Below are 21,327 nucleotides of genomic sequence, written 5' to 3' on the forward strand. Positions count from 1 at the left end.
CCGGCCTCGCTTCATTCCTCGCCATCTTTTCAGCAATAATGCAGCGCAAGCTCGCCCTGCAACGCCCGCTGCGCCTCTTCCAGCAGAGCAAAAATCGCTGCCAGCTCGCCGCACCGGTCGGGCGCAGGCGCATGGCACAGCACGATGCGCGCGGGCAACGCCATTTCGCCGGTCAGCGCGTCCCACAGCGCGTCAAGGTTGGCGCCGAAATGGGCGCCCACACCGCTCTGTTCCGCAAAGCAGCGGTAAAATTCGGCACGGCTGGCTATCGTTGAAAAATCAAAGCGCATCTCCAGCACAGGCTACTCCAGACGTTGAAACGTGCGGTAATGATCGGTAGTCAAATAAATAAGCCCGTCGCTGGAATAAAGCAGCCGATCGCTGCGGCGGCGGCCGCAGCGGTAGTTAACGTCCGCCTCATACCAGCTGCGTCCGGCGCGCGCAGGCAACCCGCCTTCGCGATTTGAAAAGCGATCGCCGCCGATGGCGCGGCCCGGCAGCATCTGGCAGAGGTTGCCCTTTGACGGCTCCCAGCCCTGACGGCGCGCCTGCGCTTTGGTCAGATAGTAGTCCGGCAGCCGCTGATGCTGACGCAGATAGTCTGCGACCTGCCGATCGTCGGTCAGTGCGCTGATATCGTTTTTCGCCACCGCCGCAGGCGTGGCGGCCTGATGCGCGTTAAAGTGGGGACGCAGGCCGATAAAGGCGGCGGCCAGTACGAAAATCAGGCCGACCCAGAGTTTTTTAGACATAGTTTTCAACAGCTAAATAACGAGACGGTCACTATAGCAGCCTCATGGTCAGACCGAAACGTCCGGCGCGTCGTCGCACTCCCGTTTCACAATAAGCTGTGGATGCCAGCCCGGCGGCAGCGGTTCAGGACGGCGGATCTGCACTTCGCTCAGGCTTAATGCCGTGACGCCGCAGGCGTAAAAGCCCGGCATGCCGCCGGGCCAGGGCTCCACGCCCCAGGGACGCTGGGTGGCGGGATTGATGGCGTACGCATTGTCTAATCCCATGCCGCCCGGATTAGCCTGATTACAGGGCGGACGAATGTCATACCAGCCCTGCTCCGGGTGGACGCAGTTAAGCTGATCGATCAGCAGATGGCTGAAGCTGATATGGTGCAGCGCGCCGGGAATTTCGCAGTGCAGATTGATCGCGCCCTGCATGGTGCCGGTCAGATGGCTGAACGCCACCCAGGCGATTTCGCCGGGCGCGACGTCAGGATGGCGCGGACGCACGGAGATAAATACCGGATCGGCCTTTCCCCAGTGCACCGGCGGTCCATAAATGCAGTTAAAGGTGATGTGGCTGAAGGCGAGCCGCCGGAAGTGGCCGCCGTCGCGGCTCAGCAGGCCGATGCCGCGGTTGGAGTCAAGGATAGTGCAGCCGGTTACGACCACGTCTTCAATATCATCATGGGTTTCCGTGCCGATCTTCAGCGCGCAGCTATTGGAGCGCAGAATGGTGCCGGTCACGGTGATATGTGTCGCCGGACCGCGCAGCGGCGCGGGCTTGTACGTGGTTTTGATGCAGATACCGTCATCGGCGGCGCTGAAATAGCTGTCGCTGATATGTACGTAACGGCAGCTGTCGATATCCAGCGCGTCGGTATTGGCCATGGTGAGATCGTTATCGATGCACAAACGGCTGATGCGCACCTGCTCGCAGCTCACCAGATGCACCGTCCACATCGGCGCCTGCTCGATGGTAAAATCCTGCAATGTGATCTGACGACACGCTTCCAGCACCAGTATGCGCGGCCGCTCCGGCAGCGGCAGCCGGTAACCCTGATTGTCCGCCTCGGCGGCGAACCAGGCGGCGGCGTTGCCGTCGATGCGCCCTTTTCCTTCAATGGTGATGTTTTTTTTGTGGCTGGCGTAAAGCAGCACGCGCGATGAACATTCCGCCTGGCTTTGCGCTTGATGGGTGTAATCTTCCGGTCGACTACTGGCGATCAGCGTGGCGCCTGCGGCAAGGTGCAGCGTCAGGTTAGCCGGGAGCGCCAGCGAACCGATCAGATAAGGTCCGGGAGGGATATAAAGCATGCCGCCGCCGCGTGAGGCAACATCGTCGAGCGCACGTTGAAAACAGAGAGTATCGGGGGTTTCGCCATCCGCAGCGGGATGATAGTCGTCCAGGGAGATAAGCATTCAGTACGTCCCAGAAGAAAACGGTGCCGTTATCCCAACACAGCTTTTATTGAAACGCTATTTCAAAAAGGTGATGCCGTAAAGAAATGTGAAATATTTCACAACGCGGGCCGGGAAGACCGGCCCTGGCGCTTACTCAGCTTTGTAATGATTTGCTGTGCTGCTGAACAACGCTGCGGCGCCATGCGCCCGGCGCTTTGCCGAACTGTCGTTTAAAGCTGCGGTTAAACGACTGCTGCGAATCGAAACCCAGCGAAATAGCGACGTTCAGGATAGGTTCGTTGCTGGTCGTCAGGCGATCCGCTGATTTTTTCAGCTTCTGCGAACGAATGTACTCGCCCAGCGGGTAGCCGGTATGCTCTTTAAACATTCGCTGCAGATGCCATTTCGAATAGCCGGCGCGTTCGGATACCGTATCGAGATCCAGCCTGCCTTCGATATTGTTGTCAATCCAGTCGATTAAATCGTGAATAAAGGCGTCACTTCTCATATTTCTCTCCCGTCGCCAGGGCTAATGGTATCAGTATCAGTTGCAGTTACACTTTAACGGTGACTGAATTTACCGGAAATTGCAAATTATATTGATACATTAAATGCAGCCAGGTCGTCCGCTGAGTGTTAAAGCCCTCTTTCCTCATCAGTTAACTCTTTGTCAGTAAAGAAATAAATATTTGCACCTCAGGAATAAAGAGATTCTGCCGATACCATTGATAGGTATGAGTTGGCGGAGTACAGGTATGTGGTTTGTTGTGTCTGAAGTGGAAAAAATTACCCGCAAATCGCGCGGACAACTGGAAAATGCAATGCGTTCTGGGCTGCTGGCGTGGCGCGTTTCGGAACGGGGCCAGGTTGAGATCGAACTCAACAGCGTGCTGAAGACGTTTGTTGGCGAACAGGCTGGCGCGGCGACCAGCGACGAGGTCAACCGCCGCCTGGAGCAGCAATGGAAATGGCTATGGCATCCGCGCGTGGCGCGCTAACTGTCCCGTTCCGCTGCCGCAGGTTTTGCTAACTCTTAGTCTCGTCTGACGTTAGCATTCAGAAACTCGCGGATGGCGGGAATAATCTCCTGTGCGTGCGTCTCTAACGCAAAGTGGCCAGTATCGTAAAAACGAATATCGGCATCAGGAATATCCCGCTTCCATGCATGAGCGCCAGCGGGAAGAAAACAGGGATTGTTTTTATCCCAGACGGCCAGCAGCGGCGACTCTCGCCTTTTTCCTGCTTAGCCTTGGCACAGTGCCGATGTGTTTATTGAATATATTTTTTAGTATGTTGTAACTAATATCACCATATCATTCGAACCGTACCTGCCTTCTTTGCGGGCCACAGAAAACAGGCGCCGTCCGCAATAAAAAAGCCGCATTTAGCGGCTCTTTTTACAGATGATTTCCGGTTCAGGCTCAGGCACCGCCTCGCAGCCGCTGGTATCTTTTTTCTTAAGCTCCTCCAGCGCATCGGCGACGGTGCGCTTTGCCAGCACCTTCAGCGAGGCCTCTTCCGCCTCTTCCGCTATCGCCTTGAAATACCAACAGGCATTGGCGCTCACCACGCAGCGCGCCGGCACTTCCGGTCGCGACGCCCAGATTTTCTTATCTTCGATCACCGAAACATAAATATCGCGCAGCGTAATCTGATCGGCGGGACGTCCAAGATGGATAGAGCCAGTACGGCCAAGAGTGGAAACAATGATGCCGTCGCGTGTGAGCGGCACCATCAGCTTACGAATAAAGCTGGGGTTCGCTTCCAGACCATACGCCAGTATGGCGCTGGTGGAGCGTTTACCCGACTGCTCCGCCATCGCTACGCTTAATACCATCTGCAAAGCTGTCGGGAAGCGGTAATCTAACATTTCATCATCCTGAGTTGCGGCGAATATTGTTCTTTTTGGCGCCACGGCTGTGAAGAATCAATGCGAAATAATATAACAAACACTGTTGCTTTTTTGAAGAAGAGTGCCCGTGCAACGCACATAATCACAATTCAGCACGCCTTCAGTTAACGAAAACTGTCGCCAGGCGAGATTTTTCGCCAGCCAGAGACAGACGGCTTTCCTGCCCTGACGCTGCGGTTTCACACTGACGGTTCCGCCTCTTTGCGCGGCAGCTGCGCCTTCAATAGCAGCGTCAGCACCACGTTGATCAGCGCCAGCGCGCACAACACCAGCAACGTGATCTGCGCGCCAAAAGCATGAAAAACCCAGCCGCCCATCAGCGGCGTCAATGCCTGGCCAATCAGCGCCGGACGCGCCATACGTCCGGTGATCAGCGCGTAATCCTCCGCGTTGACCAGCACCAGCGGCAGCGTACCACGCACAATCGCGCGCAGGCCATTGCCCGCGCCGTAGATCAGCATACTGACGATCGCCAAATAAGGAAACAGCGTGAGCATCACCAGACCCAGCGCGACCAAACCAACGGAAAACAGCGCCGTCCAGATGGGATGACCGCGCTTAAAGGCGATATCCACTACGCGCGACGCAACCTGGCATGGCCCAGCACCGCGCTGACGGCCAGCGCGCCAGCTAGCGTGTAACCCTGCGCCTGCAGTAGCGCGATCAGTTGTACCGAGATAGCGGTCATAATCACCGACGCGAGGGTGAAAATGGCGCACAGCAGCCAGAACAGACGTCCCGGCAGCGCGCTTTCGCCCTTTGGCGCGCGGCGATCGACCGGTGCTTTTTTGCCGCCGCCGGCCGGCAGAGCGAACAGATAAGCCGGGAAAACGCAGCACAGCAGCAGCGCGGCATAGGCGAAACAGGCGTGACGCCAGCCCAGCCACTCAATCAAAAAGGCGCAAAACGGCCAGACCAGCGTAGTGCAGAAGCCGGAGATCAGTGTAATGCTGGTAATGGCGCGGCGCGCGGCTCCGCCGTACAGCATGCCGAGCGTGGCGAACAGCGCATCGTACAACCCCATCGCCATCCCGACGCCAATAAGCGCCCACGCCAGCAAAAACAGCCACAGCGCATGGCTCAGCCCGATCAGGGTCAGCCCCGCCGCAATGACCGCGCCGCTGGCAGCCAGCATGGCGCGGCCGCCGGTGCGGGCGATAATACGTCCGCTTAACGGCGCCAGCAGCCCGGAGATGAGGATCGCCAGCGACAGCGCGCCGTAAATCCACTGCTGCGACCAGCCGGTCTCATGGCTGACCGGCGCGGCCAGCACCGCCATAATATAAAAAGAGCCGCCCCAGGTGACGATTTGCACCGCGCCCAGCGCGACTGTCCCGGCAAGGCCGGGCAAGGCGATTTTCTGTTGCAATCCTTTGTTCTCGCTTAGTCAGAAGAGGTGATGTGCTGTAACGCGCGGGCGCTGGCCTCATCGTCCGGAATATAGACCATCAGTCGATCGCCGTTGCGCGGCGCAGACCACCAGTTATTCTGCCGCAGCGCCAGCCTGCCGACCTGCGGGTGCTGGAAATATTTGACGCGGTTTTCGATGCTGCGCAGCTCGTAGCTCTGCCAGGTGTCACGAAATTCAGAGGAATGGGTCAACAATCGCTCCAGAAAGCCTTCCCAGACCGGATCGCCCAGATGTTCGCCCATCTGCGCGCGGAACATCGCCACCATTTGCGGCATCACATCGTGCCAGTCCGCCACGGCGCTGCGCCAGCCGGGATGGTTAAACGCCAGCCACATGCAGTTGCGCTCCTCTTCCGGCAGCGTTTCCACATCCACATTCATCAGACGCGCCCAGGCCTGGTTGTGGCCCATAATATCGAAACGCTGATTTTGCACTACCGCCGGCAATGGATTCAGACTGTCCAGCATAATCCGCGTGTGCGCCGAGAGACGTTCGCACGCTTTTGCCGCGCTGCCTGCGCTCCAGACCTGTCCCGCGAGGCGAAAAAGGTGCTGCGTTTCTGCCTCGTTACACTGTAACGCAGCCGCGATCGCCGTCAGCGTTTTGGCTGAGGCTTTGATTTCTCTTCCCTGCTCTAGCCAGGTATACCAGGTCACGCCGACATCGGCCAGCTGCGCCACCTCCTCGCGTCTTAGCCCCGGCGTACGGCGGTGGCGCATACGTGGCAGCCCAAGCCGCACCGGATCAAGGCTCTCGCGTCGGCTACGTAAAAATTCGCCCAGCAGACGATGGTTCGATTTTTCCTGGATTTCATTACGGGTCGCGTTGGTCATTTCGTCCTCTTTCTGCACAGGCAGGTAGCGCTGGTACCATGATAATCAAGAACTGGTACCCGTTTAATGAATCGCTGATGCTATGCCTCACCTGTGACAAAAACAAGAGAAGCATGATGAATACAACAACGTTAGGACGGGCCGGACTTATCGTGTTGCTGGCCGGGCAGTTGCTGCCGATGATCGATTTTTCCATTGTTAACGTTGCCCTCGACGCCATGTCCGCCAGTCTGCGGGCGTCGGCCATCGAGCTGGCGCTGATTGTGGCGATCTACGGCATCGCGTTCGCCGTCTGCCTGGCGATGGGCAGTCGGCTGGGCGACAATTTTGGCCGCCGTAAAATATTTATTACCGGCGTGTGGCTGTTTGCCGTCGCTTCGCTGCTGTGCGGCGTGGCGACCGATGTGAAAACGCTTTTGCTGGCGCGGGCGTTACAGGGCGCAGGCGCGGCGCTGGTGGTGCCGCAGATCCTCGCTACGCTGCACGTCACCCTTCATGGACGCGCTCATGCCCGCGCGATCGGGCTTTACGGCGGTATTGGCGGGCTGGCTTTCATTATCGGTCAGGTGATGGGCGGCTTTTTGATTGGCGCGAACGTGGCGGGTTACGGCTGGCGCAGCGTTTTCCTTATCAACCTGCCGGTTTGCCTGGCGATTCTGCTGACGGCGCGACGCTTTATTCCTGAAACCCGCAATCCTGAGCCGCTGCCGTTAGATATCGCCGGCACGCTACTGCTGGCGGGCGCGACGGGCAGCCTGATGGTCGCGCTGGCGCTGGGGCCGGTGCTGCACTGGACGTGGCCATGCCTGCTGCTGCTGGCGCTGTTTCCACTGCTATTACTCCAGCTGTGGCGTACCGAAGTCGCGCTGGAAAAACGCGGCGGCGCCCCGCTGTTGCCGCCGCTACTGCTACGGTTGCCCAGCATGCGTTTCGGCATCAGCCTGGCGGTGCTGTTCTTCAGCTGCTGGAGCGGCTTTATGTTCGCCGTCGCGCTGACGTTGCAGTCGGGCGCTGGCATGAGCGCCTTTTCTTCCGGCAACGCCTTTATCGCGCTCGGCGCCGCCTATTTCCTGGTCTCGATTAGCTCGACCCGCATTGTGGAGCATCTGGGTAAGCGCGCCACCCTGCTGCTGGGTTGTGCGATTCAGATGAGCGGTCTGCTGCTGCTGATGGCGACCTTTTACTACGGCTGGGCAACGATCGGCGTACTTATCCTGATGCCCGCCACGCTGGTGATCGGCGGCGGGCAGGCGCTGATCGTCAGTACCTTTTATCGTATCGGCATGGCCGACGTGCCGCGCGACTACGCAGGCGCGGGCAGCGCTACGCTGTCGACGGTGCAGCAGGCGGTCTTTGGCATGGGGCCGATGGTGCTGGGATCGGTATTTACGCAGATGCTGCTGCAGGGCGACTATCGCCATGCGGTGCTGGCAACCCTGGCAGCAGAGTGGCTGCTGATGCTGGCGCTGGTGGCGCATACGCTCTGGTCGCGCCGTATCTTCGCCGTTCCGTGCCGGCAAACCACGGCGCCGCTGGAATAAAGATCGGGGCCGGGTTATTCCGGCCTTTTATTTCAGTTATTCACAGCGCGAGGAATAAATTGCTACTTACTCATAAATTCTGAATATCAAAACTATAATCATTCGAATAATTTGAAAATGTTTCTTCGTGTCGTTGATTTTATTTTATGGGACGCCAGGAGTGATTAGTTATCATTTTTGCTAACCGTCTCATCCTCACCAACCAGAATAAATTAAATCTTTGTTATTATTAAAATTATTATCATCAAAAAAGCTTTCTGCTTCTCTTTTTTTCGCTGAAAAATAACGGCAATTGGCATTTTGTAGAAATCCGCTATATTAAAATCATTATGTTGCAATTTATTTCACAGCAAAGGGGTTGAAGATGGCTAATTACTATTATGTTAATAAGAAAGCGGGGATGGCGCGTATTCATCTGGTACATACCGCCAACTGCTCTCGCTTGCCGCCATTAGAAAATCGTTTTTTTCTCGGCACATTTTACGCCCAGCTGGATGCAGTAAAGCAGGCGCGCAAATACTATCCGCAAGCTGAAATTTGCGAAAACTGCGGCCAACGCCCGATTAAGAAATCGACAAGAAAGATCGCACTGCCCTCTGCGCTCCAGTTCTCCTGTTAAAACCCGTTCTTAACACGCCAGCGCCGCGCCGTTAAGCCAGTGCGCGGCGCCTGAAAGCACGTGAATGAAGCTTATCTGTCCAGCTTTCTGAAGACGCGGCGCTGCTATGCGCCTGCAATGGACGATAATTTTTTTAACCTCCCTGTTTCGCTCTTGCTATAAATCGACCACAATAGACCACAAATGTGATGCACATCACTCTTTGGTGATAAATGCATCAATCCTGTTTACTGTTTTAGCGTCTGGCATTGATTTAATCCCATGCAAACACCTGTATCCCGCAAAACGGCCTGGCTACGCGTTGTCCTTCTGGCTGTGGCAGCTTTTATTTTTAACACCACTGAATTTGTGCCGGTGGGTCTGCTTTCTGATATCGCCGCCTCATTCTCAATGAAAACGCCGGAAGTCGGTGTAATGCTGACTATTTACGCCTGGGTGGTGGCGCTAATGTCGCTGCCGCTGATGCTGGCGACGCGCAATATGGAGCGTCGACTGCTGCTGACAGGCATTTTTATCATCTTTACCCTGAGCCATATTCTGTCGCTGATGGCGTGGAATTTTTGGGTGCTGGTGGCGTCACGCATCGGCATTGCGCTGGCGCATGCGGTATTCTGGTCCATCACCGCCTCGCTGGCGATCCGCGTCGCCCCCGCTGGTAAAAAAACCCAGGCGCTGAGTATGCTGGCGACCGGTACCGCGCTGGCAATGGTGTTAGGCGTGCCGATTGGCCGCATTATTGGTCAGTATCTGGGATGGCGCATCACCTTTGGCATGATTGGCGCTTCGGCGCTGGTGCTGATGCTGATGCTGATTAAGCTGCTGCCGAAGCTGCCCAGCGAGCATACCGGTTCGCTCAGCAGCGTGCCGATGCTGTTTAAGCGCCCGGCCCTGGTCAGCATGTATCTGCTGGTGACGCTGGTGGTGACGGCACACTACACCGCCTACAGCTATATCGAGCCGTTTATGCAGATCATCGCTTCTCAGGGCGAGAACTTCACCACCTTCCTGCTGTTGATCTTCGGCTCTGCGGGCATTGTGGGCAGCATTATCTTTAGCGTGCTGGGCAATAAGTTTCCTTCCGCGCTGCTGCTGAGCGCTATCGGCTTGATTACGCTCTGTATGGGACTGCTGCTGTTCGCGGCGGTGCATCCGTTCGCGGTGTCGGTGCTGTGCATTATCTGGGGCATGGGCATGATGACCATCGGCCTGGCGATGCAGGTGCGCGTGCTGTCGCTGGCGCCGGACGCCACCGACGTGGCGATGTCGCTGTTTTCCGGCATCTACAATATCGGCATCGGCGCGGGTGCGCTGCTCGGAAACCAGGTGAGCCTGCACTTTAAGATGGCGGATGTCGGCAACGTTGGCGCGATCATCGGGCTGCTGGCGCTGTTCTGGTGCATTTTCATCTTCCGTCGCTATCCGCAACTGCGCAGCAACGGCTGATAAACCTAAAGAGGGCGGATAGTAATATCCGCCCTCTTTTATTTCAGCCTCGCCGGTTCCGCTGCATCCCTGTGCTACGCCCCTCTCCGTATCGCTTTTCAGCATGCGGGTGGGTTGCCGGCCAACGTTTCAAGCCAGGCGCGTCAGCGCTACGCCAGATAAAAAACTTCTTTTAACGGCTGGCTTACCGGGCTGTTATCAGGGTTCGCAGGCATCAGCTCGCGCATTGACGCCCACCAGCGCTGACACACCTCTGTCTGCGCCACCGCTTCCCAGCGCGCCTCTGATTCTATTTCCACACAGGCAAACAGCAGGCTGCGGCGCTCATCGAGAAAAATGCTGTAGTGATGCGCGCCATGTTCCTTTAACGTTTGCTCCAGTTCCGGCCAAATAGGCGAATGCCGCTGCTGATAGGCTTGATGACAGTGCGGGTAGACCTGCATCACAAAGGCTTTACGCAACATGAGCCGGCCCCGTGTCCAGTGCCGCCTGCCACGGGTTAACGTTAAAGCGTTTCCCCAGCGCGATCAGCTGTTCGGTGGTGATGCTCTGGCGCAGACCGCCCATCGATATCACCTTCACCAGTACCTCGGACGACTTCTCGGCAGTATCGATCAGGCCGAAGGTCTCATCCAGCGTCGGCCCGGCGCCGAAGATGCCGTGGAAAGGCCACATCACCAGACTGTGAGACTGCATCTGCTGCGCGGTGGCGTCGCCTATCTCGTCGGTGCCGGGTACCATCCAGGGCACGATGCCGACGCCGTCGGGAAACACCACCAGGCACTCGGTACTGCCTTCCCACAGCAGCCGGGTAAAGCGCGCCGAGTCCAGCTCCACCACATAGCTCAGCGCCATAAAGTTGGTGGCGTGGCAGTGCATGATTACCCGATCCGCGCCGTTGGTCAGCTGTTTGCGCACGCTGTGCGACTGAAAGTGCGAGGCCAGCTCCGAGGTCGGCACGCCGCCGTTCGTCAGCCCCCAGTGAATTTTATAAGAGAGGCCCTTTTCATCCACCTGCAGCAGCGCCAGACTGTCCGCCGGATCAAGCTGAACGTTGCGAAAAAACTTACCGGAGCCGGTGACGATAAACCAGTCGTTCGCCAGGCCCGGCGCCGGGCGGCTGAGTTCAATGCAGCGCGGATCGGCGACGAAATCCTGTTTAAAGGGCGCCACCTCTTCCGGCAGCAGACGCATGGTGACGTTGCCGCCGTTGCGTTCGTCCCACCCCTTCAGCCACATATCGCTGGTGGCCTTCACCATTCCCTGGACGAACCAGGAAGAAAGAATCGATTGCATAGCGTCATCCTTACCGTTGACTGAGGGTCTGTTCTTCATAGTCGCGCACGTTGCGCAGCCAGCCTGCATCCGCCGGGACATCATGGCGCAGGCACCACATCTCCCATACCGCCTGCCAGGGCAGCGACTTCTGTTCTTCCAGCAGCGCCAGGCGCGCGGTATAGTCGCCCGCCGTCTCCAGCGACCGCAGCTTGTCGGTCGGTTCCAGCAGCGCCCGCAGCAGCGCTTTTTTCGCGTTGCGTGTGCCGATCACCCAGGCGGCGATGCGGTTAATCGAGGCGTCGAAGAAATCGAGGCCGATATGCACTTTATCGAACAGCTTCTGCCGCACGATCTCTTGGGCGATCGCCTGGGTTTCATCATCCAGCAGCACCACATGATCGCTGTCCCAGCGCACCGGGCGACTGACGTGCAGCAGCAGGCGCGGCACGTAGAGCATGACGGTGGAAATTTTGTCGGAGATCACCTCGGTGGGATGGAAATGGCCGGCATCCAGCGTCAGCGCGGTTTGCCTGCTGGCGGCGTAGCCCAGGCAGAATTCGTTTGAGCCGACGGTATAGCTTTCCGCGCCGATGCCGAACAGCTTGCTCTCCACCGCGTCGATATGATGCGCCGGATTAAGTTTCTCGATCAGCACTTCATCCAACGACTGCATCAGCCGCTGGCGCGGCGCAAAGCGATCGATAGTGAGATCTTTCATCCCGTCCGGCACCCAGATATTCATTACCGACGGCGTGCCCAGCTGTTCACCGAACCACGCAGAGATTTTACGGCTGGCTTTACAGTGATCGATCCAGAACTGACGGATGCCCGCATCGGCGTGAGAAAGCGTAAAACCGTCCGCGCTCAGCGCATGCGAAAAGCAGGTAGGGTTGAAATCGAGGCCGAGCTGACGCTCTTTCGCCCAGCTCACCCAGTTAGCGAAGTGCTGCGGTTCAATTTCATTGCGATCCACCGGTTTGTCGCTTTCAAGATAGATGGCGTGCAGGTTGAAGCGTTTCGGGCCGGGGATCAGCCCCAGCGCCAGATCCACGTCGGCGCGCAGTTCGTCGGCGTTGCGCGCGCGTCCCGGATAGTTGCCGGTGGCCTGAATGCCGCCGGTCAGCGCGCCCTGCGGGTTTTCAAAGCCGCGCACGTCGTCGCCCTGCCAGCAGTGCATGGAAACCGGAATCTTATCCAGCTGGGTTATGGCGGCTTCGACATCGACGCCGGTATCGGCAAATCGCTGTTTCGCCAGTTCAAAAGCCTGTTCTGTAAGCCTGGTCATAAGCATAATTCCTTACGCGGTTGTTTCAGCGCCTGAAAACGCGACCAGCCGTCGGTTAGCGCGCTGTCTGTGAGAGGGTTAATCAGTCGGGATGGAAAATTTTGCGCAACGCAGCGGCGGAAAGCCTCGACGTCCGCTAGCTCGCCGCGGGCGATCAGCTGACTGCCGATATTGCCGAGCGTGGAGGCCTCGACCGGCCCGATGCTGACCGGCAGCTGGCAGGCGTTGGCGCAGAGCTGGTTCAGCAGCGGGTTTTGGCTGCCGCCGCCGACAATATGCAGACGGCTAAAGGGTGACCCGCGCAGCGCCGACAGCTCCTCCATCACCTCGCGATAGAGCAGCGCCAGGCTGTCGAAAATGGTCCGCGCCAGCGCGACCGGGCTGTGCGGCACCGGCATCGCCTGTTCCGCGCAGGCGTCCTGAATTTCGCGCACCATGCTGGCCGGATTGATGTAGCGGGCGTCGTTGGCGTCGATAATCGCCTGACAGGCGGGATAACGCGCGGCTTCCTCGATCAGCGCGCAGAGGTCTTCAATTTGCAGCTCGTCGCAGACGCGCTGCAGCAGCCACAGCCCCATAATGTTTTTCAGCACGCGGTAACGCCCTTCCGCCCCGCCTTCATTGGTGATATTGGCGCTCAGCGCGGCGGCGCTGTTGAACGGCGTCGCGCTTTCAAAGCCGAGCAGCGACCAGGTGCCGGAGCAGAGATAAGCCTCATCGGACGCGCCCAGCGGCGTCGCCAACACCGCGCTGGCGGTATCGTGCGTGGCGACCGCCACCAGCGGAATGCGCAGTCCGCTGCGGCTCTGCCACTCGCCGACCTGCGTTCCCGGCTGACGCGGTTTGCCGAACCACGCCGCACGCGCGCCCGCCCAGCGGAGCAGTTCGCTGTCCCATTCGCCGGTTTTCAGGTTAAGCAGCTGCGTGGTGCTGGCGTTGGTGTACTCCCAGTTAAGCTGTCCGGTTAGCCGGTATTGCAGATAATCCGGGATCATCAGCACATGGGCGACCTCGTCCACCAGATCGGGATGCGTCTGGCTAAAGGCGCGCAGCTGATAAAGCGTATTAAAAGGCAGAAACTGGATGCCGGTATGTTGCCAGATAAGATCGCGTCCCAGCTCGCGCTGCGCCTGCGCCATCAGGCCGTGGGTGCGCTTGTCGCGGTAAGAGACCGGCAGGCCGACGCGCTCGCCCGCCTGGTTCAGCATCACTACGTCCACGCCCCAGGTGTCGATGCCGATGCTCTCCGGCACGATCCCGCTCTCCAGCAGCTGCTCCAGTCCGTCACGGATCGCCTGCTCCAGCGCGTCGATATCCCAGCAGTCATACCCTTCCGACTGATGACGCCGGTTGGCGAAACGGCCAATCTGCTCCAGCGTCAGTGATTGCGCTTCCGGCTGGTAGCGCGCCAGCATGATGCGGCCGCTCGAGGCGCCGAGGTCGATGGCAACAAAATTGCGGTGCGTCATAAGATTCGCTTCCTGATGAAACATGCTCACCAGTGTAAAATGCTGCGAATTCGCCACCTTACTGACACTGCCACTCTTTGCGTCCGGCTGGCAGGGGCGTCAAGAAAGACGTGAAGCAACTCACAGTTCTGTTTTTCACTCGTCTGACATAACGATGTGACACTTGCCGCAATTCTGAAGATTTTCAGCTGTTTCTTGAAAAATTAACCGCTTAAGCCTGTTTTGCGGTGCAAAATTCAAGGTAAGTTAAGCCCGCGCTGGCTAGTATCGGTCCCATGCAGAATAACGAGGACGTATCATGACCGTGTTACACAGCGCTGACTTTTTTCCTGACGGCGACCTGCCGGTGGCGGTTGAGCCGCGAGCGCCGCAGGGCGTATTCCCGGAACACCACCATGATTTTCATGAGATCGTGCTGGTGGAACAGGGGGCGGGCATCCATATCTTCAACGGCCAGCCTCAGTCGCTGTGCGGCGGCTGCGTCTGTTTCGTGCGCGATCACGACAGGCACCTTTATGAGCAGACCGAGAACCTCTATTTAACCAACGTGCTGTGGCGCGGCCCGCAGGCGTTTCGCTTTCTCGCCGGGTTACAGGATCTGCTGCCGCAGGAACACGATGGCCGCTACCCTTCTCACTGGCGCATCAGCAATCGGGTGATGGCGCAGGCGAAGACGCTGGTGGCGCAGTTGCAGGAGCCCGACGGCGGCGACGCCACTGAACAGCGCGTGCGGCAGGAGCTGACCTTTATGCAGCTGCTGGTGCTGCTGCGCCAGGGCTGTCGCGAACAGGAGAGCGACGCGCAGGAGGCGCGGCTGCTGCGGCTGCTTGACTGGCTGAATGAACACTACAGCGAAGATGTCGACTGGGATGCGCTGGCCGATCGCTTTTCGCTGTCGCTGCGCACGCTGCATCGTCAGCTGAAGCAGCAAACCGGCAGCACGCCGCAGCGTTATCTGAACCGGCTGCGGCTGTTGCAGGCGCGGCACCTGCTGCGCCACAGCGATATGCGCATCACGGATATCGCTTTTCAGTGCGGATTCGGCGACAGCAACCATTTTTCGACGCTGTTCCGCCGGGAATTTGGCTGTGCGCCGCGCGCCGAGCGACAGCAGATGTGGTAAAGGGAGAAAAATATGGCGCTGATACTGGCGAAAGCGGACTACTTTCCCTCGGAGGCGATGCCGGTCGCGGTGGCCGATCGTGCGCCGCAGCCCTCTTTCCCGCCGCATCGCCATGAATTCAGCGAAATCGTCATTGTCTGGCGCGGCAACGGCCTGCATGTGCTCAACGACCGCCCCTGGCTGGTAACCTGCGGTGACCTTTTCTACATCCAGCACAGCGACTGCCACAGCTACGAGTCGGTAAACGATCTGGTGCTGGATAATATTCTCTACTGTCCTGAACGCTTTCGCCTTGGTCTCGACTGGTCGCAGCTGCTGCCGCTGGACGACGCCGACTACCGCGCTCACTGGCGTTTAACCACGCGCGGCATGGCGCTGGCGCGCGGCGTGATTTTACAGCTGGAGCAGGAAAGCCGTAAAACCGACCTGCTCTCCATGCAGCTGGCGGAGGCGCTGTTTTTGCAGCTGGCGCTGATTTTACGCCGCCACCGCTACGTCGCCGAGCGCGCCGGGGAACTGCCCGAAGGCGAACAGCTCGATCTGCTGATGTCGGCGATTCAGGCCAGCACCGGCCGCCCCTTCGATCTCGCCGCCTTTTGCCACCACAATCAGCTCAGCGAACGCGCGCTGAAGCAGCTGTTTCGCCAGCAAACCGGCATGACGATTGGCCACTATCTGCGTCAGCTGCAGCTCTGTCAGGCGAAATATTTGCTGCGCAGCACCGACCTGCTGATTGGCGAGGTGGCGGCGCGCTGCGGCTTCGACGACAGCAACTACTTCTCCGCCGTGTTTACCCGCGAAACCCATTTCACCCCCAGCGCCTGGCGTCAACGCTTCGAGCGCGCCGGTAAACATGCACAGCCGGTGATTGAACGTCAAAAATAACATGGCCAGGCGCATCGCGCAGATGATCTGCGCGATGCGCTTGTCGCGCCGTTTAGCCCGCCATGCCCATGCCGACGATATTCGCCGCGAGGATAATCACCAGGCATCCGACTGACAGCACGCTGACCGGGCGACGTCCAACCGCATGCCACTCTTTCATCAGCAGCCCGACAATGCCGCCGCACAGCACATAAAGACTCATATGCAGCATCCAGCTGACAAAGTCATACTGCGCCGGAATATTGGCGTGTCCCCAGGCGTAGAAGAAAAACTGCAAATACCACATCAGACCGCCCAACATGGCGAAGGCGATATTGGCGCCCAACAGCGGCTTCGCCAGCGAAAAGTCGGCGCGGATCGACAGCGAAGGCTTCACCGCCAGGCGGATAAAGCAGTACGCCAGGTTGACCAGCGCGCCGCCGCCCATGATCACCACATAGCTGGGCAGCGCCACGTAAAGCGGATTGATCCCTGCGGCGGCGGCCGCTTCGTGCATCGGCTTCGCCGCGTCCATGGCAAACGACATCCCGGCGGAAAATATGCCGCACAGCACCGCCAGCACCAGCCCTTTTTTCAGATTGAACTCCTCGGCGCTAATGCCGAGCGCACGCTCTTTCAGGAAGCCAGCGCGCGAGACGATTGCGACGCCCACCAGCGCGATCAGCACGCCCAGCAGCGTCATGCGGCCGCCGGTGGAGCTGAACAGCACCATAAAGCGTCCCTGCAACAGCGGCGTCATTAGCGTACCTACCACCAGCGTAATGCCGATAGCGATGCCGATGCCCATCGACATGCCGAGATAGCGCATCGTCAACCCGTAGTTGACGTTGCCGATGCCCCACATGGCGCCGAAGAGAAATACCGGCGTCAGCTGCGCAAGTGAAAACTGCTGATAGTAACTCCAGAAATCAGGCAGCAGCACGGCGCTGACCGCCCAGGGCAGAATCAGCCATGACATGACGCCGCCCACTGACCACATGGTTTCCCAGGACCAGTGCCTGACGCGTTTAAACGGGGCATAAAAGCAGGCGGCGCTGGCGGCGCCCACCAAATGCCAGAAAATGCCGGCAAGGATTGCGTTGTTCATCGTTATTCCTTAGTAGGGTTGAGGCCAGCAGGAGAAGGTTCTCCCGGTTACCGCGAGTCTAAAGAGTTCATTTCCTGGTCAGCCTTTCGCTGACTGCCCGCCTGTAGGGCACTGTGGCAAAAATAAGCAGGTGGGCTCGATATCGATCACAAATTCATTACATTGTCGCCGCCGGGACGCAGAAGTGAACTGATACCCTAACCGCTTAACCTGAAAGCTAATTTTCTTCTTATGCCGTTCTGCGCAGCTTGATCCGTGCATTTTTGCCATTTCACAAAACCGCATGGCAATCAGAAGAAGGTGTTCCGCACCTTCCCAGGTCAAGGTGGAAAAAATCAACAGTTTTATATCTTTTTGTTAACAACAGATCGCAGGATTAATAACGGAGAGCGGCAGATGACCACCAGTCAAAAACAGATGTTTATCGACGGCGAATTTCAGTCTCATCAGGGCGCGTGGATTGAGGTGATCAACCCGGCGACGGAAGCGGTCATCGCGCAGGTGCCGGAAGGCAGCGCGGAGGACGCGCGCCGCGCTATCGACGCCGCCGCCGCGGCGCAGCCGGGCTGGGAAGCGCTGCCAGCAGTGGAGCGCGGCGTCTGGCTGCATAAGATCGCCGCCGGGATTCGCCAGCGCGAGGCGGAGCTGACCGCCACGATTGTCGCCGAAGGGGGCAAAACGCAGGGGCTGGCGCAAACCGAGGTGCTGTTTACCGCCGACTACCTGGACTATATGGCGGAGTGGGCGCGCCGTTACGAAGGCGATATCGTGCAAAGCGATCGCCCTAATGAAAATATCTTTGTGTTCAAAAAGGCGATTGGCGTCACCACCGGCATTCTGCCGTGGAACTTCCCCTTCTTTCTTATCGCGCGTAAAGCAGCGCCAGCGCTGATTACCGGTAATACCATCGTGCTGAAGCCCAGCGAAGTCACGCCGGTCAACGCGGCGATCTTTGCGGAAATTGTCCAGCAGGTCGGGCTGCCGAAGGGAGTATTTAATATCGTTTTCGGCTATGGGCCAGTCGTGGGCCAGGAGCTGGCCGCCAACCCGAAGGTAGGCATGGTGAGCCTGACCGGCAGCGTCAACGCCGGGATTCAGACGATGACCGCCGCCGCGCAGAACGTGACCAAAGTGTCGCTGGAGCTGGGCGGCAAAGCGCCCGCTATCGTCATGAACGACGCCGATCTCGATCTGGCGGTCAGGGCGATTGTCAACTCGCGCATCATCAACAGCGGCCAGGTGTGCAACTGCGCTGAGCGGGTCTATGTGCAAGAAGGGATCTATGACGCCTTTATGACGCGCCTGTCCGCCGCCTTCAGCAAAATAACCTGGGGCGATCCGGCGGAACAGCGCGACATCGATATGGGGCCGCTCATCAACGCTGACGCCCTGAAGCGCGTGGAGGAGAAAGTCGCGCGTGCCATTGAACAGGGCGCGCAGCTGGTCACCGGCGGCAAACGCGCCGGGACCACCGGCTATTTTTTCCAGCCGACGATTCTGAGCGGCGTGAAGCAGGAGATGACGATTATGCGCGAAGAAATTTTTGGCCCGGTACTGCCGGTGACGACCTTCAGCACGCTGGACGAGGCGATCGCGCTGGCTAACGACAGCGAATACGGCCTGACCTCTTCACTCTATACGCAGAACCTGAATACGGCGATGGTTGCCCTGCGTCAGCTGAAATTTGGCGAGACCTATATCAACCGCGAAAATTTCGAGGCGATGCAGGGATTCCACGCTGGCTGGCGCAAGTCGGGCATTGGCGGCGCCGATGGTCGGCATGGGCTGGAAGAGTATTTACAGACGCACGTCGCCTATTTGCAGTTCAGCCAGTCCTGAGAGAGGAGTCACGCGGCGCAGTCCGAAGCCTGTCGTTAAAGTGACGTTGTCACCATAGCGCCGATGCATGCCTCGGCGCTTTATGCTGCTCGCCCGCGCCGCGTTTCAGGCCGTTCAGGGAGCAATCAGGCTGCCGCGCAGCGGTGGAAAAGCGACATTTTCACCGCCGATCAGCTGCAACGCACGCTGCGCCAGCATATCCAGCGGCCACGCCATCTGCGGCATCTCCGGCGCGCCGACGACCGGCACCGCGCCGTCGAGGCTGAAAACCATCACATCCTGCGGCACCTGACGCTGAAAGCTGCGCAGCAGCGCAATCGCCTCGCGGCTTTTGATATAGTCGGAGACCAGCAGCGCGTCGAAGGCGATATGACGATTGATCAGGGTTTGCAGCGCCACGCTGACCGATTCCTCCTCGCCGCACACCAGTTGACGATTATAGGGCTGCGCCACGCTTTCCAGCGCCTCGCAATAGCCCGCCAGCACCTGCTCCGCCGCCTCGCCGTGGCTGAAGTTGAACAGCACGATTTTGCGTCGCTGCTGGCTGAACAGATAGTGACAGGCGGTCAGGCTGGCGAACTGATAGTCGATCGCCAGCTGCGGCCCGTCGCCGCCGTCGAGACAGTCGATCAATACCGCCTGCTTCGCGTCGTCGGGCAGCGCGAAGCGCGCGCCCACTACCATTACCGCGTCGCAGCGCCCCGCTCCCAGCTCCTCCATCGCCTGCGACACCGCCGGCGCGCTGTTGGCGAAGCGCAGCAGCAGATGTTTGCCGTCCTGACTCAGCGCCTTTTCCAGCGCCTGCAGATAGCCGGTCGCCTGCTGCACATGCTCGGTCGCGCAGATGACGCCGACGCAGTGCGTTTTCTGGCGGGTAAGCGACTGCGCAATAACGTTGGGCTTATAGTTCAGCTTCTCAACGGCGCGCAGCACGGCGTCGCGGCTCTCCTCTTTAACGCCCCGGCTGCCGCTCAGCACCCGGGAAACGGTCGCTTTCGATACTTTTGCCAGGCGCGAAACATCATTAATACTCGCCATAGATCTCCGTTGTTCTCCGCTCTTTCGCTATTTTTCAGCCAGCGTAAATCCATTCTCGCTGGCGACGCGCGCAAACCACTCACCGCTTTTTTTCACGCGGCGCTGCTGACTGTCAAGATCGAGCTGCACAAAACCGTAGCGGTTTTTATAGGCGTTGCTCCACGACCAGTTATCAATAAAGGTCCACATATGATACCCCAGGCAGCGCGAACCTTCCTGTAGCGCGCGGTGCAGCCAGATCAGATGATCGCGCACGAACTCGATGCGGTAATCATCCTCAATGCGGCCATCGCGGGCAAAACGCTGCTCGTCCTCCACGCCCATGCCGTTTTCAGAAATAAAACAGCGCGGGTTGCCGTAGTTCTCCCGCAGATCGCTGAGGATGTCGTAGATGCCCTTCTCATAGATCTCCCAGCCGCGATACGGATTCATTTTGCGGCCCGGCATCGCGTAGTGATCGAAAAACCATTCCGGCATAAAGGGGCTGTGCGGATTGATCAGCGAATCGCGGCATTTCACCCGTCGCGGCTGATAGTAATTGACGCCGAGCAGGTCGACGCGCCCCGCCGCCAGCAGCGCCTCGTCGCCAGGCTGGCAGACGGGCAACTGCTGATGCTCTTTCAGCAGCGCCACCAGCTCTGCGGGATAGCGTCCCAGCAGCGCCGGATCGAGAAAGCTGCGGTTGAAGAAGAGATCGGCGATGCGCGCCGCCTTCTCATCCGCCGGATGCGTCGATCGCGGATAAGAGGGCGTCAGGTTGAGAATGATGCCGATCTCGCCGCCGTAGCCGCCCTCCCGGAAGCGTCGCACCGCCAGCGCGTGCGCCAGCATAGTATGCCAGGCAACGGTAGCGGCGCGCTGGAAATCGACCACATTCGGATAGTGAAAGTCGTAGAGATAGCCTCCTTCCACCGGCACAATAGGCTCGTTAAAGGTAAACCAGTGCTTTACCCGATCGCCAAACAGCCGGAAGCAGGTTTGCGCATATTCAGCGTAGGCCTCCACCACGTCGCGGCTTTCCCAGCCGCCCGCCTGCTGCATCGTCATCGGCATATCGAAATGAAACAGGTTGATAAAGGGAGTAATCCCCTGGCGCAGCATTTCGTCGATAATTTGGTTATAGAACGTTACCGCCTCCGGGTTGACCGCGCCGCGCCCGTCCGGGATCAGGCGCGACCAGGCGATCGAGGTGCGGAAGGTATTGTGCCGCAGCTGTTTCAGCAGCGCGATATCCTCGCGCCAGTGCTGATAAAAGGTGGAAGTGTGCGCCGGACCGATCTGGCGGTGAAAGCGCGTCGGCGCCTCCTCGAACCAGCGATCCCAGACGGTGGCGCTTTTGCCGAAGTTCAGGCTTTCGCCCTCGGTCTGCGGCGCGCTGCTGGCGCTGCCCCACCAGAAATCTTGCGGAAACTGATAATCCATTTAA

The 21,327-nt window shown here is 58.7% G+C and carries 20 protein-coding genes and 2 pseudogenes; 7 read left to right on the top strand and 15 right to left on the bottom strand.

Annotated elements, in window-relative coordinates; genetic code table 11:
- Positions 1–29 precede the first annotated feature (29 nt).
- The 4 genes from C2E16_RS10560 to C2E16_RS10575 all read right to left on the bottom strand — a co-directional run bounded on the left by C2E16_RS10560 (position 30) and on the right by C2E16_RS10575 (position 2,646).
- Positions 30–290: a barstar family protein gene (locus tag C2E16_RS10560; RefSeq protein WP_103790976.1), complete on the bottom strand. Its 261-nt coding sequence runs from the start codon at positions 288–290 to the stop codon at positions 30–32.
- 12 nt (positions 291–302) lie between these two features.
- On the bottom strand, positions 303–752 hold the full coding sequence (locus C2E16_RS10565; RefSeq protein ID WP_038626099.1) for a ribonuclease domain-containing protein: 450 nt from the start codon (positions 750–752) through the stop codon (positions 303–305).
- Between the two features lie 48 nt (positions 753–800).
- A complete protein-coding gene (locus C2E16_RS10570) occupies positions 801–2,156 on the bottom strand; it encodes a glycoside hydrolase family 28 protein (RefSeq protein ID WP_052133896.1) in 1,356 nt (451 codons plus the stop codon).
- Between the two features lie 136 nt (positions 2,157–2,292).
- Positions 2,293–2,646 (bottom strand): helix-turn-helix domain-containing protein, encoded by a 354-nt coding sequence (locus C2E16_RS10575; protein WP_038626097.1) that lies wholly within the window; start codon positions 2,644–2,646, stop codon positions 2,293–2,295.
- Positions 2,647–2,893: 247 nt separating this feature from the next.
- Here C2E16_RS10575 and C2E16_RS10580 point away from each other — a divergent pair, with 247 nt between their 5' ends.
- On the top strand, positions 2,894–3,136 hold the full coding sequence (locus C2E16_RS10580; protein ID WP_038626095.1) for a hypothetical protein: 243 nt from the start codon (positions 2,894–2,896) through the stop codon (positions 3,134–3,136).
- Positions 3,137–3,171: 35 nt separating this feature from the next.
- Here C2E16_RS10580 and C2E16_RS21130 read toward each other — a convergent pair.
- The 4 genes and pseudogenes from C2E16_RS21130 to C2E16_RS10600 all read right to left on the bottom strand — a co-directional run.
- Positions 3,172–3,366: pseudogene (locus tag C2E16_RS21130) on the bottom strand (alpha/beta fold hydrolase); the annotation flags it as partial.
- A 156-nt stretch (positions 3,367–3,522) separates the two neighbouring features.
- Positions 3,523–4,008: an RrF2 family transcriptional regulator gene (locus C2E16_RS10590; protein ID WP_038626093.1), complete on the bottom strand. Its 486-nt coding sequence runs from the start codon at positions 4,006–4,008 to the stop codon at positions 3,523–3,525.
- Positions 4,009–4,229: 221 nt separating this feature from the next.
- A pseudogene (locus tag C2E16_RS10595) lies at positions 4,230–5,419 on the bottom strand (MFS transporter).
- A gap of 14 nt (positions 5,420–5,433) precedes the next feature.
- A complete protein-coding gene (locus C2E16_RS10600; RefSeq protein WP_052133894.1) occupies positions 5,434–6,294 on the bottom strand; it encodes a helix-turn-helix transcriptional regulator in 861 nt (286 codons plus the stop codon).
- 116 nt (positions 6,295–6,410) lie between these two features.
- On the opposite strand from C2E16_RS10600, the gene C2E16_RS10605 reads away from it, so the two are divergent.
- From C2E16_RS10605 to C2E16_RS10615, 3 genes are all read left to right on the top strand, one after another.
- On the top strand, positions 6,411–7,835 hold the full coding sequence (locus C2E16_RS10605; protein WP_038626091.1) for an MFS transporter: 1,425 nt from the start codon (positions 6,411–6,413) through the stop codon (positions 7,833–7,835).
- Between the two features lie 364 nt (positions 7,836–8,199).
- Positions 8,200–8,454, top strand: a complete 255-nt coding sequence (locus C2E16_RS10610) for a hypothetical protein (protein ID WP_038626089.1) — start codon at positions 8,200–8,202, stop codon at positions 8,452–8,454.
- A 261-nt stretch (positions 8,455–8,715) separates the two neighbouring features.
- Positions 8,716–9,897, top strand: coding sequence for a sugar transporter (locus C2E16_RS10615; RefSeq protein WP_038626087.1), 1,182 nt, complete (start codon positions 8,716–8,718; stop codon positions 9,895–9,897).
- Positions 9,898–10,046: 149 nt separating this feature from the next.
- On the opposite strand, the gene rhaM is transcribed toward C2E16_RS10615, so the two are convergent.
- From rhaM to rhaB, 4 genes are read right to left on the bottom strand one after another with little or no spacing between them, the layout of a single operon-like run.
- The gene (gene rhaM, locus C2E16_RS10620; protein WP_038626086.1) at positions 10,047–10,361 is read right to left on the bottom strand and encodes an L-rhamnose mutarotase; all 315 of its coding nucleotides are present in this window, start codon (positions 10,359–10,361) and stop codon (positions 10,047–10,049) included.
- Positions 10,351–11,193, bottom strand: coding sequence for a rhamnulose-1-phosphate aldolase (gene rhaD, locus C2E16_RS10625; protein ID WP_038626085.1), 843 nt, complete (start codon positions 11,191–11,193; stop codon positions 10,351–10,353). Before rhaD ends, rhaM begins: the two co-directional genes overlap by 11 nt.
- A gap of 10 nt (positions 11,194–11,203) precedes the next feature.
- Positions 11,204–12,460 (bottom strand): L-rhamnose isomerase, encoded by a 1,257-nt coding sequence (locus C2E16_RS10630; RefSeq protein WP_038626084.1) that lies wholly within the window; start codon positions 12,458–12,460, stop codon positions 11,204–11,206.
- Positions 12,457–13,929 carry a rhamnulokinase gene (gene rhaB, locus C2E16_RS10635; RefSeq protein ID WP_038626083.1) on the bottom strand — a complete coding sequence of 491 codons (1,473 nt, stop codon included), beginning with the start codon at positions 13,927–13,929 and terminating at the stop codon, positions 12,457–12,459. Before rhaB ends, C2E16_RS10630 begins: the two co-directional genes overlap by 4 nt.
- 298 nt (positions 13,930–14,227) lie before the next feature.
- Here rhaB and rhaS point away from each other — a divergent pair, with 298 nt between their 5' ends.
- Together rhaS and rhaR are read left to right on the top strand one after the other, a co-directional pair.
- Positions 14,228–15,052, top strand: a complete 825-nt coding sequence (gene rhaS / locus C2E16_RS10640) for an HTH-type transcriptional activator RhaS (protein WP_038626082.1) — start codon at positions 14,228–14,230, stop codon at positions 15,050–15,052.
- Between the two features lie 12 nt (positions 15,053–15,064).
- Positions 15,065–15,937: an HTH-type transcriptional activator RhaR gene (gene rhaR, locus C2E16_RS10645; protein WP_084970984.1), complete on the top strand. Its 873-nt coding sequence runs from the start codon at positions 15,065–15,067 to the stop codon at positions 15,935–15,937.
- A gap of 52 nt (positions 15,938–15,989) precedes the next feature.
- Here rhaR and rhaT read toward each other — a convergent pair whose 3' ends face one another.
- Entirely contained in the window at positions 15,990–17,024 is a 1,035-nt protein-coding gene (gene rhaT, locus C2E16_RS10650) for an L-rhamnose/proton symporter RhaT (RefSeq protein WP_038626078.1), read from the bottom strand.
- A 396-nt stretch (positions 17,025–17,420) separates the two neighbouring features.
- Here rhaT and aldA point away from each other — a divergent pair, with 396 nt between their 5' ends.
- Positions 17,421–18,863 (top strand): aldehyde dehydrogenase, encoded by a 1,443-nt coding sequence (gene aldA / locus C2E16_RS10655; RefSeq protein ID WP_038626075.1) that lies wholly within the window; start codon positions 17,421–17,423, stop codon positions 18,861–18,863.
- A 114-nt stretch (positions 18,864–18,977) separates the two neighbouring features.
- Here aldA and C2E16_RS10660 read toward each other — a convergent pair whose 3' ends face one another.
- Positions 18,978–19,901 (bottom strand): LacI family DNA-binding transcriptional regulator, encoded by a 924-nt coding sequence (locus tag C2E16_RS10660; RefSeq protein WP_038626073.1) that lies wholly within the window; start codon positions 19,899–19,901, stop codon positions 18,978–18,980.
- Between the two features lie 27 nt (positions 19,902–19,928).
- Complete coding sequence (locus C2E16_RS10665) at positions 19,929–21,323, bottom strand: glycoside hydrolase family 1 protein (RefSeq protein ID WP_038626071.1); 1,395 nt, start codon at positions 21,321–21,323, stop codon at positions 19,929–19,931.
- Positions 21,324–21,327 lie beyond the last annotated feature (4 nt).

Source organism: Mixta calida, assembly GCF_002953215.1.
GTDB classification, from domain to species: Bacteria; Pseudomonadota; Gammaproteobacteria; order Enterobacterales; family Enterobacteriaceae; genus Mixta; species Mixta calida.